This is a genomic window from Nocardia sp. CWNU-33, from assembly GCF_046764895.1.
Lineage (GTDB): Bacteria > Actinomycetota > Actinomycetes > Mycobacteriales > Mycobacteriaceae > Nocardia.
Genome location: NZ_JBKOQN010000007.1, coordinates 43,892 through 57,192, shown reverse-complemented (window position 1 = coordinate 57,192; position 13,301 = coordinate 43,892). Strand labels below are relative to the sequence as shown.

At 64.9% G+C, this 13,301-nt stretch carries 13 protein-coding genes and 1 pseudogene; 9 read left to right on the top strand and 5 right to left on the bottom strand.

The features are described 5' to 3' along the window. The 3 genes and pseudogenes from ACLMAL_RS11475 to ACLMAL_RS11465 form a co-directional block, all read right to left on the bottom strand. Window positions 1-1,018 (bottom strand): annotated as a pseudogene (locus tag ACLMAL_RS11475) (hypothetical protein); the annotation flags it as partial. After that, a complete protein-coding gene (locus tag ACLMAL_RS11470) occupies window positions 1,015-1,305 on the bottom strand; it encodes a hypothetical protein (RefSeq protein ID WP_411999042.1) in 291 nt (96 codons plus the stop codon). The gene ACLMAL_RS11470 and the pseudogene ACLMAL_RS11475, both read right to left, overlap by 4 nt. Beyond that, a complete protein-coding gene (locus ACLMAL_RS11465) occupies window positions 1,302-2,012 on the bottom strand; it encodes a hypothetical protein (protein WP_411999041.1) in 711 nt (236 codons plus the stop codon). Before ACLMAL_RS11465 ends, ACLMAL_RS11470 begins: the two co-directional genes overlap by 4 nt. A gap of 100 nt (window positions 2,013-2,112) precedes the next feature. On the opposite strand from ACLMAL_RS11465, the gene ACLMAL_RS11460 reads away from it, so the two are divergent. The 5 genes from ACLMAL_RS11460 (at window position 2,113) to ACLMAL_RS11440 (ending at window position 5,522) form a co-directional block, all read left to right on the top strand. Further along, window positions 2,113-2,553: a hypothetical protein gene (locus ACLMAL_RS11460; protein WP_411999040.1), complete on the top strand. Its 441-nt coding sequence runs from the start codon at window positions 2,113-2,115 to the stop codon at window positions 2,551-2,553. A gap of 149 nt (window positions 2,554-2,702) precedes the next feature. Beyond that, a complete protein-coding gene (locus ACLMAL_RS11455; protein ID WP_411999039.1) occupies window positions 2,703-3,134 on the top strand; it encodes a hypothetical protein in 432 nt (143 codons plus the stop codon). Between the two features lie 475 nt (window positions 3,135-3,609). Then, on the top strand, window positions 3,610-4,263 hold the full coding sequence (locus tag ACLMAL_RS11450; RefSeq protein WP_411999038.1) for a hypothetical protein: 654 nt from the start codon (window positions 3,610-3,612) through the stop codon (window positions 4,261-4,263). Beyond that, on the top strand, window positions 4,260-5,243 hold the full coding sequence (locus ACLMAL_RS11445; RefSeq protein WP_411999037.1) for a nucleotidyl transferase AbiEii/AbiGii toxin family protein: 984 nt from the start codon (window positions 4,260-4,262) through the stop codon (window positions 5,241-5,243). Before ACLMAL_RS11450 ends, ACLMAL_RS11445 begins: the two co-directional genes overlap by 4 nt. Before the next feature lie 9 nt (window positions 5,244-5,252). Further along, window positions 5,253-5,522, top strand: coding sequence for a DUF2277 domain-containing protein (locus ACLMAL_RS11440; protein ID WP_328399491.1), 270 nt, complete (start codon window positions 5,253-5,255; stop codon window positions 5,520-5,522). A 26-nt stretch (window positions 5,523-5,548) separates the two neighbouring features. On the opposite strand, the gene ACLMAL_RS11435 is transcribed toward ACLMAL_RS11440, so the two are convergent. After that, complete coding sequence (locus tag ACLMAL_RS11435) at window positions 5,549-5,941, bottom strand: RskA family anti-sigma factor (protein ID WP_411999036.1); 393 nt, start codon at window positions 5,939-5,941, stop codon at window positions 5,549-5,551. A gap of 375 nt (window positions 5,942-6,316) precedes the next feature. Here ACLMAL_RS11435 and ACLMAL_RS11430 point away from each other — a divergent pair, with 375 nt between their 5' ends. The 4 genes from ACLMAL_RS11430 to ACLMAL_RS11415 all read left to right on the top strand — a co-directional run bounded on the left by ACLMAL_RS11430 (window position 6,317) and on the right by ACLMAL_RS11415 (window position 11,383). Further along, window positions 6,317-7,138: an alpha/beta fold hydrolase gene (locus tag ACLMAL_RS11430; protein ID WP_411999035.1), complete on the top strand. Its 822-nt coding sequence runs from the start codon at window positions 6,317-6,319 to the stop codon at window positions 7,136-7,138. Between the two features lie 80 nt (window positions 7,139-7,218). After that, window positions 7,219-8,991, top strand: a complete 1,773-nt coding sequence (locus ACLMAL_RS11425; RefSeq protein ID WP_411999034.1) for a non-ribosomal peptide synthetase — start codon at window positions 7,219-7,221, stop codon at window positions 8,989-8,991. Beyond that, the gene (locus ACLMAL_RS11420) at window positions 8,988-10,208 is read left to right on the top strand and encodes a cytochrome P450 (protein ID WP_411999033.1); all 1,221 of its coding nucleotides are present in this window, start codon (window positions 8,988-8,990) and stop codon (window positions 10,206-10,208) included. Before ACLMAL_RS11425 ends, ACLMAL_RS11420 begins: the two co-directional genes overlap by 4 nt. A 23-nt stretch (window positions 10,209-10,231) precedes the next feature. Further along, complete coding sequence (locus ACLMAL_RS11415; RefSeq protein ID WP_411999032.1) at window positions 10,232-11,383, top strand: aminotransferase class I/II-fold pyridoxal phosphate-dependent enzyme; 1,152 nt, start codon at window positions 10,232-10,234, stop codon at window positions 11,381-11,383. Window positions 11,384-11,399: 16 nt separating this feature from the next. Here ACLMAL_RS11415 and ACLMAL_RS11410 read toward each other — a convergent pair whose 3' ends face one another. Then, window positions 11,400-12,941, bottom strand: coding sequence for a flavin-containing monooxygenase (locus ACLMAL_RS11410; protein WP_411999031.1), 1,542 nt, complete (start codon window positions 12,939-12,941; stop codon window positions 11,400-11,402). Between the last annotated feature and the right edge of the window lie 360 nt (window positions 12,942-13,301).

Genomic DNA, 13,301 nt, shown 5'->3' with positions numbered 1-13,301 from the left:
CAGCACCCGGAGCACCCGGAGCAGCCGGAGCAGCCGGAGCAGCCGGAGCACCCTGAGCACGAGGCGGCATCGGGCGTACGAAGACCACGGCGGACCCGACGAAGCCGCCGGCGAAGCCCATGATCATCGCTTGTTTGAATTCGGCGCCGGTCGGGGTGTGACCGGTTACCGGGATTTGGGTGAGGGCGCCGGCGACACCGCCGGCGAGACCGCCTACGCCACCGATGAGCAAGCCTCGCGCGACGTGGTTGCCGAATCGTAGAGCCGTGGATGCCGTGTTCTTGCCGATTGTATCGAAAAATTGGTTGATTTTGGGTGCGAAACGCGAGCTGACACGTACGCCCACAAAACCCGCGACACCGCCGATGATGGCGGCGTCACGTACCATGTCGACCTTGATTTCTTCGCGGTGATGTAGAACATATTTCTGCCAAGCCTGCGCACCGAAGTTGCTTGTAGCAGCGGCACCGGCGCCGAATACTGCTCCAGCCGCAGAAACCTTCGCCAGCGGTATCCCTTTGCGCGTGACCATCGCGGCCTCACCTGCCGCCTTGACCCTGCTGAAGAATGTCTTGCTGCCCGCGCGTATGGTCGCGTCCGCACCTGCTTTTTGCTCGGCGGCCGCTAATAGGCCAGGCCCCGCAAGCATGAAATCTACGGTTAATTGCGCGAGCAGCGTGAGCCCGGTGGAAATCACCAGCAACTTTTGGAATTCGGCGTCGTAGGCCTTCTGGCGGCATTGTGCGGCCAAATTTCTGCAGTAGTCGCGCTGGCTGTAAAGATCGCCGTCGAGCTGCCAGCCTCGGTCTCCTTTCACCTCGCCGGTGATGCCGTCGATACAGGCCTGCTCATCTTTCGTCGCTTTTGTATGTTGCCTCGCAAGCGCGTTGCAGGTTTCGGCGGCGTCATCATAAGCGCGACTGAGTCGAAGCATCGCGTCCTCGTCGCACTCCGGGAAGTGTCCCGCGCAACTCTCGACCAACCAATCGGGAAACACCGCTGGCATCTCCAGTGTCATGCCGACCCGCCCGGCGCCGGAAGCTCGTTCTCGGTGGCGTTCGGTTCATCCACCGGATCTGCTCCTGCAGCGGAGGCAGCAACTTCCTCGGCAAATGCCTGCCGCGCCGCTGCGACCAGCGTGTGTGTGACGTGCGGCTGAGCGAGGGCGATCGCGATCAATGACTTGTCGGTATCCGGTCCGAATCCCACATGTGCCCGCAACGACCCCCCTGCGACCGCCGCAGCAAGTTCGACCTCGAATATGTGGTGCAGCCCCTCGACGGCCCGGCCGCCGCCGAGTCTCACGACCGTTCCGCCAGCGTTGTCCGCGCGGTCTCGACAAGCAACCGGTGCAAGACTTTCGCGGGTTGCCCGGCAGCCGGCCCGTTCACCTGGACCTCGGCGAAGGCGTCGGCCATTGCCATACCGGGGTCGAAGCGGCCGCTATGGAATCCATATCCGCTGATCTGAGCTCGCCATTGCCGATAGTCGGCCCGCAGCCCTGCCTCGAATCCGTTTCCGCTGTCATCGCCGTGAGTTCGCACATATTCGGCGATCAGCACCTTCTGCGCCACCCGGCGTGCCCGAAAGCCGCCCGCAACATCTAGTGCGTGACCGAGCTCGCGAGCAATAGTCGAATAGACCGGACGCTTATCAGATCCGGGCGCAAGATCTCCCGATCGTGTTGCGGCACGGATGAATTCGGCGAACTTGTCCGGATTTCCCGCGACTGCCGTATCGAGAACGATGCGGCGGGTGTACAGTGCGGGACCAGTGTCGCCCGCGACCCAGTCCCATTCGAAAAGTGTGGGATGGTCTGGGCATTCGGCTATCGCGAACTGACGCAGGTCGATGTACGGGTACCGGGCCAACACATCATCCAGTACCGCGGCGATTTCGCGGACCGTGTGCTCATCGACACCGGGGGCGTCGAATCCGAGCAATTCCACATCATGCCGCTCGGCCAACTCGCGTGCGATGCGGGCATTCGCCTCCGCATCTATGTTCTCCACAACCCATGGGTTGCGCACTCCGGGTTTTTTCTCGGCGCCACGAGATTTCCTCCTCGGTTTCGCCGCGAGCCTGGCACCATTCTGTTTGGGGATGTTGGGTGTGGATATTCTCGGAGGAGCGTCGCTGGTCGCGGCGACTCGCGGCGGCGCGCTGTTGGGCGCGGACACCCGTGGCGGGGTGCTGTTGGGCGCAGCGGGATTCGCCGAGGAAGCCCCCGACTGCGGGCCGGTTCCGACTGCGCTCCGCGACCACGGAGTATTGGCTTGTCCACGATCGGCTGCCCGACTGTTGCTCTTCGCCGCCTCGGTGCTCGACCTAGCCGCAGCGGACGGTCCGGAACCCGAGGCTGCGCCCGCCGGAGGCGTTCCCATCGCGGGGTTGGACGAACCCGCACCCGACCCGTCCGCTAGCGGCCGGGCGGTGTCACCGGGTGAACCACCATCGAATCCCCCGGGAGCGCCGCTGCCCGCCGGGGGGTTCCAACTGCCTACCGCGGCAGGTGAATTAGACCCACCCGCAGCTTCGGTGGCGCCCGGCTGATACGAGTCGGCGGAGCTTCCCGAGCTAGGGTTCGACCCGAGCGATGTCGGTGCAGACTCCGACGCGGTCACCTGCGGAATGCCCGGATACTGCACACCACCGGTTGCGGGCCATCCCATGCCATCCCCAGGTAGGACTTCCCCAGCATCATGGACCAGGCGCCCGGCCTCCTGATCTTGCTGTTCGAAGTGGTCGGCGAGCCCGAGGGCCAGCTTTCCTTCTTCGCGCAGGTTTCTGACCACCTTCGCCATCCCCGCCATGGCCGCCTCCGCGTCCGGCAAATATGTCTGCTCGAACATGCGGCCGGGAGCGTCGGTCCCCCAGGCTTTGCCCTCGCGAGCGATGGCCGCCTCGAGCCGCTCGAGAGCCTCCTGCGCCTCGAAGCCGATGCGCTCGAATTCCGACGCCACCGCTTGAAGCCCGTCCCGATCGATTCTCAGCGACTGCGCCACCCGGGCCTCCTCCACTCCTCACCTTCACCAATTCTCGCGCCCGGCCATGCCAATTCCCAGGAATGGGAAAGATGTTTAGTCGATGGCCGACCGACCCGGCTTTACGCCGTCTATGCAGTGACCGAATGAGACCGACATCCGCTCGGGTGGTCCGCCTGTCGTAACCAGCCGACGGGGCCAGCTCCGATGCGGCAACGCGGCGAATCCGACCCGAAATCTGTGTACCGAACCGACCTCCGGTCCACAATGATCATCGGCTCCGAACTGCCGCCCATGAGCACTCACCCCGACAGCCGCCTCGGCCTACCTCACCTGAGACCGACGCGCCGCACACCGCCGCGGGCGTCGGACTCATCGTCGCGGGCGCAGCCATCGGTTGCGCGATCGGCATCTTCATCGGAAATCCGGCGCTTCCCTGCCGGGGCGATCATCGGCTGCGCCGCCGGCGCTGCCATCGCCTCCGCACATGAAATAGCAACTGAGCGAACAGAATTGATGCACCGACCCCGAGCTGTGGCGGTCAAGGTGGCCACCGAGCTCGAGTACGCGATGGCGACGGTCCTGACAGCTGGGCACCCCGGCACGATTTTGCTACCGTGACGCGATGGATGTCGAACATACGTTCGCCGGGGATTTCGAGTCGCACCTGACTGTCCTGCTCGCCGCAGCGGAGGAATCCCGGCTGATCGATTGGGCCGCAGCCAACGGGATGCGCTACACGCGCATCGAGCTCGATCGTGGCGCGGTAGCCGATCAGCCGATGCTCACGTTCACCCGTTCCGGGGTAATCGACGAGCTGGCTCAGGCGGTGCGCGAATACTCGAAAGCATTACAGGCGGTTGGTTTTCCGGTGACGCGCGCCAAAATCGAGGCGAGCCCGTTCAACGAGGGCGTGCCGCAGACGACAGGCGAGGCCGCCGCCCTGCCCGCAGGCTGCTATTTCGAGCACCACATCAAACTCATCCTGCACGACGAGACCGACCTGTCCCGCGTGCGCGAACTCGCCGAACCCCATGCCGCACATCTCTCACGCAACGCCCGCCGAGCCGTGGACAACGGGCGCCACGAACGGTTCGTGACCCAGCGCTGCCGAGACATCGGCCTGCCGGAGGCAGGCCGGCGGCTCCAGATCCTGCTCGAAGTCCTGCGAGCCGCCGGATTTCCGGCCATCGAGGTGGAACGCGAGTTCGTCGTCTACGACGACCATCCGGACCTTGACGCGGGCTGGATCATCGAACCTGCCGCAGCAGCGCGATGACTCCGGACGAAGCCCACCGCATCGCGCTGGACCACATGCTGGCGCTGATCGCCGGTTCGGGGGTCGGTGCCGGGCTAGTGCTGCGCGGCAGTATGACGCTGCAGGCATGGGTGGGCGAGCTGGCGCGGCCACCAGGGGATTTGGACTGGATCGTGCCCAAACCGGCCGAAACCACCTTTCCGGATCCGCTGCATCCATTCCCCTACGTCGATGACATCGCGGCGGTGCAGCAGTGGCCGGAAGCCACGGATGGGGCCGCGCGGTACCGGATGTGGGCAGACGAAGAGTTCGCAACGTTCGGGTTCCGCCCGATGCTGCCCCCGGAAGGCTTGCGCTGGATGCGATCCGAGGAATTCACACCGATCTCGCTGTACGACGCAGTGGTCGAGGCGATACGCGACGAACCGCATACGGCAGGCGGCGTGTGGCTCAGCGCATACGGCGTAGACCCGGATGAGCAATGGACCTACGACTACAAAGTCAGCTACGACACTCCCGGCGAGCGACTCACTGTGCCGTGGTACACCGACGACCCCAAAGTGTCGGGCAAGATACAGCTGGACTTCGCCTCGGACGAAACGCTGCCCGACGCACCGGTCTGGACGGCCGTCCCGCGCGCCGACGGCGGCCCACCGACACCGGTCGTCACGGCAAGCCGGGAACTGTCACTGGCATGGAAGCTGTTGTGGCTGCACCTCGACGCGACCGATACCGGGCAGGCCGCAGGCAAGGATCTCTACGACGCCGTGCTCCTCGCCGAATCCCCACAGACTCACCTGACACCCCGACTTCTGCGCAAAGTGCTGGGTACGCACCGCCACGGATTCGGCCCCGATGCGATCCGCCACTGGCAGGTGGACTGGACGGAATTCCGGCGCGGGCACCCCCAAGTTCACGGCGAGATGGACCACTGGCTGGACCGACTGGCCCGAGCCCTGCCGATCCCGCACGGACGGGAACCCCTGGAGGCTGACGGCTAACCTCGAAGCATGTGCCGAAACATCACCGGTCTTCGTGGGCTGGAGCCCGCGGCGACGCCCGAGGAAATACATGCGGCGGCCCTGCAGTACGTCCGCAAGGTCGGCGGCTTGTCCAGCATCTCCGCATCGACCCGCCCTGCGGTCGATGCCGCCGTCGCCGATATAGCGGCGGCCACCACTCGATTGCTCGACCAGCTGCCGGACCGCAAGGTTCCGCCTAAAAGCCTGCCGCCATTGCGACGCCCGGAAGTACAGGCCCGGCTGCACGCACACGACTGAACCGCTGTCATTGCGACGAGCTCCCGCTACGCTGCGCGCCGGCGGCGCCTCCCGATGAGCACCGCGACACCCACTCCGACGATCAAGCCGCCCACCGCGGCCGACCGCCGCAGTCGCTGCGACCGCCGCCTGCCGAACAACTCGGCCCGACGCCTCGCGATCTCCGCGGTCTGCTTCGCGACCGCGCGCAATACGCGCACCGCCAGCTCGGGCGGCGGTGTCGACTCGTCCAGAATTGTGATAACGGCAAGCGTCTCGTGGATAGCGCGTACCGAGGTTGCGAACGCCGCTGCCGTCACCGCATCGGCGTTGGCAACACGTTGTTCGATATACCGTCGCCCAGGCTCGTCGACCGCATCCAACGCATAGGGATAGGCAAGATCGAGCAGGTCTTCGACAGGCTGCTCGGTATCGGTCATCGGAGCTCACTTCCGGTCAGACAAGTCTGGCCCCGGTTCGGTCCATTGCGGATACGGCACCCGTCATGCTGCGTCGCTGCCTGCATATAAGGGCTTCGGCGCGTCGGCAACGTCGGATGGGTCTGCGAACAGCACCGACCAGTCCGTGACCGATCAGCCGAGGTCGATGCGCACCATCGGACTGCCGGTGGCCGCGCCGATCCACCTGCCAGGTCCACCGTAAGTGCGGGGCTCGACGAGTTCTTGGACCGATCACCCCTCCCATCATTGGGAAGCAGCGGCCGTAGAAGCACGGCCACGCTTGCTATTTTCGGCCCGGAAGTCGGGCTCGACGCGGCTCGCCGAGCCCGCAGACCAGGTGGTATTCACAAGCTCATGTCGATAGCGATCGTCAATGGAATCCGATTGAGCCACCACGTGGTCGGCGAGGGGCCATTGGTCCTGCTGATCATGGGAAGCGGCAGTCCTGGTCGAGTGTGGCGGACCTACCAGGTGCCCGCCCTGGTAGCGGCCGGATTCCGGGTGGCGACGGTGGACAACCGAGGGATCGCTCCGTCCGAGGAGAGCGCAGACGGCATCACCCTCGGCGATATGGTGGCCGATTCGGCCGCGTTGATCGAATACTTGGGTGCGCCTGCGCATGTCGTGGGCACCTCACTCGGGGCACTCGTAGTGCAAAACCTGGCGCTCGAACACCCCGAACTGGTCGATCACGCGGTCATGATGGCGACCGCGGGTCGCCCACATCCGATGCTGCTCGCACTCAATGCCGGCGAGGCGGCGCTCCACGATCAGGACGTTCGATTGCCCCCCCAGTACGCGGCGGCGATCAAGGCGACCCTCAATCTGTCACCCCGCACGCTCGAAGATCCGGCAGCAGCCGAGCACTGGCTCGACATGTTCGAATTCTCTGCCTCGGCGACAACAGCGCCCGGGGTGCGTGCGCAACTCGACATCGACTACTCCCGCAATCGACTCCACGACTACACCCGAATCACCACGCCCAGCTTGATCATCGGCTTCACCGACGATCAACTTGCGCCGCCGATGTACTGCCGGGAAGTTGCCGCCGCGATACCCGGCGCCCGTTATGCCGAAATCGATCGATGCGGCCATCTCGGATACCTCGAGCGTCCCGAGGAAGTCAATCGCGTGGTGATCGACTTCCTGTCCAGCCGGGGTAACAAAGATCACTGAGTGTTTGTAAACTCAAGGCTATTCCCATTGTTGGTGGTGCCGTAACGCGTCGGACCGGTCGGTCGCTTACAGTCACGACCGTGCAAACACCTGATGAGGTGCCGCTCCAACCACCGAATCGGTCCTGGTTGCAACGGTTAGACGAACAAACTTTCGGTGTCGCGCACGAGGTTGCGCTGATAGGTAGCCAGTTAACGCTGACCTACCGGGATCTGGATCATTGGGTCGGTCGAATCTGCCGGGAATTGACCGAAGCCGGTGTTGCCGAGTCGGATTCGGTCGCCGTGGTGGTGCCACAGCGACGCAATCCCTACACGACCGCGGCAATGTTGGCGATCTGGCGTCTCGGCGCGGTGTATGTACCACTCGCCGCCGATCACCCCCCGGAACGAACGCGATCCATGCTCGCAGCGTGCGCGATTCGATTCGCCCTGCTGGAGCCGGGAAATCCACCGCCGACGCTACCCGAAGAGATTGTCACAGTGACGATCCCGTCGCCCGACACCGTGGATGCCGCCGGACAGGATCCATCGACCTACCCGGCCATCGACCCGGACGACCTCGCGTACGTCATCTTCACCTCTGGCTCCTCGGGCGCACCGAAGGGCGTAGCAGTGCCGCATCGAGGCATCGCGGCCATGGCGGACGCTACCGCGGCAGCACTCGAACTCCGGCCCGGCGCACGCATGCTGCAATTCGCCCCGGCTTCCTTCGATGCCTCGATCGCGGAAATCACCTCGACACTGGGCGCGGGAGCGACGGCAGTGTTCGCCGCACATGATGCGCTGACCGACGGTGTCGGCATCGCCGAAGTCATTGTCGCGCATCGCATCAGCCACGCGATCATGGTGCCTTCCGTGCTCGCGGCGATACCGGAGCACAAGATGCCGCCCGGCTTGCGACTCATCATCGCGGGCGAGGCGGCGAACTCGGCCGTGGTCGAGGAGTGGACCGTCCGGCACCATCTCATCAATTCCTACGGGCCCACCGAAACCACCGTGTGTGCCACCATCAGCGATCCGCTGGTCGGTGCGGCACTACCCATCCCGATCGGCCGCGCCATCGAGGGCACTACCTTGCGGATCGTCGGTGACGACGGCACGGACACAGAGCCGGGTGCCGCGGGCGAGCTCTGGATCGGCGGACTCGGAGTCGCACACGGATATCTGGGATTGCCACAGGAGACCGCGGCGGCGTTCATCGACGACCTGGTGACCGGCCGAAGGTTCTATCGGTCGGGCGATCTCGTCCGGCAGCTCCCCGATGGCCAGCTCGAATTCCTCGGACGCATGGACCGACGCATCAAGTTGCGCGGTCGGCGCATCGAGCCCGGTGAAATCGAAACCATCGCACTGCGGTGCCCCGGTGTGCGCCAAGCGGCCGTGGTGTCGACCGACACGCAGCTGGTCTGCTGCATCGTGGTCGACGATGCGATCGGTGCGAGCGAGGTCAAGGGTTTCCTCACCGAACACCTCCCCGGCTATCTACTGCCCGATCGCGTCGAGATCCGCCCCGAATTGCCGCGCACACCGCACGGAAAGACCGACTACGCCGCTGTGACGGAATCGGTCCGCCAAACCGGCCCGCACCGCACTGCGCCGGAGACGATGACACCGGCGGAACGGGTGCTGTGCGAACTGTTCGCGGAAACGTTGAGCCTGCCCGAGTTCCATCCCGCGGACAGCTTCTTCGATCTCGGCGGTGAATCAATGGAAGCCGCCAAGCTCACCCGACGGATCCGGACAGTCCTCGGCGTGCACATGACGATGCGGATGCTGCTCGATGCCCCGTCGCCCGCGCAACTGGCTGCGCTGCTGTCGATTTCGGAATCGGAGTTGGTGATCGGGAGATGACCGGAGCAGTCCGGTCGACGAGCCCGGATGACACGCACGTCTGGGATCTCACCGAACCGACGACACATTTGCGCGCCGACATGTCGGAATTCTGGCGCGACCGACGTCGCCGGCATCCGATCTTCTGGCACGAGGGTGCATCCGGCCACCCCGGATTCTGGGTGGTCTGCGGCTACGACCCGGCGGTGACCGTATACCGCGACAGCAAGCGATTCACCTCGCAACGGGGCAACGTCCTGCTCACCCTGCTGGCGGGTCGGGACAACGCGGCGGGCGCCATGCTGGCAGTGACCGACCCACCCCGGCACACCCGCCTGCGTCGGCTGATGACAGCGGCGCTGACACGAGATGCGGTGCGCGCGTTGGCACCCCGCATTCAGGAACGCACCAGGCGATTGCTGGCCGAATGGTCGGGTTCGGGCACTTTCGATTTCGCGGAGGAGATCGCCTCTCGGATCCCGATCTGGACCATCTGCGACCTACTCGGCATTCCGGACAGTGATCACGACCTGCTGGTGTCGTTGACCAAGCAGGCCCTGAGCTCCGAAGACGCCACGCAGTCGAATGTCTCGGCCTTGGCCGCGCGCCAGGAGATACTGCTGTGCCTGCTCGACCATGTGGAGGACCAGCGCCGGCACCCGGCCGAAGGCCTGATCACCGCGCTGATCGGCGAGGAATTCGAGGACGCGCCACTGTCGGACGAGCAGATCGTCACCAATTGCTACAGCATCATTCTGGGCGGCGACGAGACCAGCCGGTTGACCATGATCAACGCGGTACACGCCTTCGCCGAGGATGCGCGCCTATGGGACCGCTTCGAGGCAGCGGGCGATCTCGGCACGGCGGTCGAAGAGGTCATCCGATGCTTCGCTCCCACCATGCATTTCGGACGTGTCGCGAACATCGACGTAGAAATACACGGCACGCACATCACGGCGGGAGAAATCGTCACGATGTGGAATGTCTCCGCGAACCGGGACGAGACTCGATTCTCCGACCCTGATGCGGTGCAGTTCGATCGAAAGCCCAATCCCCATCTGGCATTCGGGTACGGTCCGCACTTCTGCGTCGGTGCGCATCTGGCCCGCTTGGAGCTTGCGATCGTGCTGGACGAGATGCGGCGCACGGCCCGAACCATCATCCCCACCGGCAGACCACGACCGCTGTATTCGAACTTTCTGCACGGCTATGCCACCTTGCCGATCGAGCTCGTATAGCTCTCCCCCATCAGGCGGTACACATGAATCTCTCGAACTCCGACCGGTACCGGATCGGCCACTCCCCTCGACCGGCGCAGGAATCGTGCGCGCCGCTGGACGCCTTCATTGCCGAGATGCGGGCCGAAGCGCCCTACATCGTGGGGTTCCCCGCCAATCTCGACTTCGGCTTCAGCAGGTTCGCCGGACTGCTCGACATCTTCGCCACCAATGTCGGCGACCCGGACAGCGAGGACAAAGCGCGCGTCGGCGTAAAGGACATGGAGCTGGCCGTCGTCGACTTCGTCGCCCGGCTCGCCAATGGAGATCCGAGCCGGACTTACGGATACGTAACCGGCGGCGGCACCGAGGCCAATCAGTTCGGCCTCGACCGCGGGTGTGATCTGCTACCGGAAGCCAGAATCTATTGCAGTCGGGCAACCCACTATTCGGTCCGTAAGAGCGCCAAACTGATGCGCAAGGAATTGGTCGTCGTCGACTGTGACGAGCAGGGCCGGATCGACATCGACGCGCTGGCCCGCGCGTGCGCCGCAGACACCGGCCGCGGCGCCGTCGTCGTCGCGAACATCGGCACCACCATGACGGGCGCGATCGACGACGTGGACGCCATCATCACGGCGGCATCGGCGGCGGGCCGGGTGTATGTGCACCTGGATGCGGCACTGAGCGGGCTCATCCTGCCGTTCACCCCGGAGCGGGCGTCGTGGGGTTTCGTGCGCGAGGAAGTCGGCAGCGTCACGGTGTGCATGCACAAGGCGCTCGGCATGCCGATGCCGAGCGCACTCGCGCTGTGCCGGTCCGAACTGGTCAGCTCGGAAGTGGCAGGCGAGTACATCGGCGCGACCGATGCCACCCTTGCCGGATGTCGCAGCGGGCTGGCTGTCGCACTGATCTGGCAGTCATTGGCCGCACAGGGGATGGCAGGGCTGGAGCTGACCGCACAGACCTCCCTCGAGATGGCCGAGCGGGCTGTCGAGAAACTCGCCGACGCCGGGCTGCGTCCTTCCCGAAATCCCCTGTCGATCATGGTCACTTTCGACCGGCCCGCCGAATGGATCTGTCGGAAATACCATTTGGCCACCGTCGGCGACCGCGCTCGCATCGTCACCGTGTCCCATGTGCGCAAGCAGGTGATCGACGAGCTGTGCCACGATGTCGCGACCGATGGTCGATAGCCACCGACCGTCCTGGTCACGATGCCGTCGGTGTGGCCTCGTCGTGGGTCGGGGGGTGCTGGCGGATCGGTAGTGGCGTCACCGTCGCATCGAGGTTCGTTGCGACAGCTACGAATGCCTCCGCGGGGTGGTGGTGCAGCATGCGTGCGAAGGTTCGTGCCGAGGCCGGCCATGGGTTGGTGACGCGCCCGTTCTCGTGCTTGTACCAACTCCTGCCGGTCGCGGGCCACACGGTTTTGGCGATGGCCTGTGCCAGCCATTGCCGGTACTGCTGCATCGCGTCGCCGCTCACCTCGATCGCCGGGGCGCCGATTGCGTCGCGCCACCGCAGACAGGCCATGATGTAGGCGATCTGGTGTTCCTTCATGCCGGGGTTGCTGCCCGCCGGATTGAACGAGTTCGGTCCGGCGATGAGGAATGCGTTGGGGTATCCGGACACGGCCAACCCCAGAAACGCCTCCGCCCCATCCGACCATTGCTCGTGCAGGAGTCGACCGCCCCGTCCGCGGACCGTCATCGGCGTCAGGAACTCCGGCGCCCGAAAACCGGTGGCCCACACGATGACATCCGCGCGCCGATGCGTGCCGTCGCCGGTTTCGATCCCGTTCCGGGTGACGCGCGCGATGGGATCGGTGACCAGCTCGACATTCTCCCGGCCCAGGGTGGAATAGAACCAACTGTCGAAAACGATCCGCTTGCTGCCGATCGGATAGCCGGGAGTGAGGGCCGCGCGTAGTGCCGGATCACTGACGTGTCGTCGCAAGTGGGTGCGTGCCACCCATTGGGCCGGCCGGGCGGACCAGCCGCGGTGCATGATCGGGGCCAACGCGATGTCGGCGCCGTAGTACAGGGCCCGCCGGTAGAGCCGGTGAGCGCCCGGCGTCCGCAACACCCAGCGGCTGATCGAGCCGAACTCGGCCGACGGTTTCGGCAACACCCAGTGCGGAGTGCGCTGATACACGGTCACCGTGCGGGCATCGGCCGCGATCTTCGGCAGCAGTTGCGCGGCGCTGGATCCGGTGCCGACCACCGCCACATCCCGGCCGCGCAGGTCCTGGCAATGATCCCAGTGCGCCGAGTGGAAGGCTGCGCCGGTGAAGTCCGCGCGGCCCGGGATGTCGGGGATATAGCGGCGATGCAACTGGCCTACGGCGAAGACGAGGAGGTCGGCCACGATGCGCTGTCCGGTCCCGGTGGTCAATTCCCACCGAGCGATGTCCTCGCGATAGGACGCTTCGGCGACGGTGGTGTGCAGGCGCAGGTGCGGCAGCAGGTCGTAGTTGTCGGCCACTCCGCGAAGATAAGCCAGGATCTCTTCTTGGCCCGGGTACCGCGTCCTCGCGCTGCGGTACGGCGCGAACGAGAACGAGTACAGGTGCGACGGAATGTCGCACGAGCAGCCGGGATAGGTGTTCTCCCGCCACACCCCGCCGACATCGCCGCCCTTCTCCAGTATCGCGAAGCTGTCGATTCCCGCCTGCTTCAGCGCGACCCCCATGCCGAGTCCGCCGAACCCACCGCCGACGATCACCACCTTCAGATCCAGATGCTCGTCCATGACGTTCCTCGATTCTACGGCCGCACCGGTGGACATCACTTGCGTCAGCAAACTATCCGCTGCAGCGTTGACAACAGGTTACTGGTTATGAAATCGAAAACCAGTAACAGTTCGGCAGTGTGTTGTCTCATAGGTGTGAGCGGGTAGTGGCCGCGCTGGTACATTGCACGAACTAAGCCTGACAAGAGATAGCTACAGATCTACTACTCCACCTACGAACGTAGATAATCAGGTACAGCACACATACAGCTACCAGTCAGGAGAATCGACTCCGGCGCGACCACCTGGAATAAGCCCGACCCATCGACTCGGCGGGTGTGTTCGTCATCGAGGCGACCGAAGGGGTAGAAAGGTCGAGGC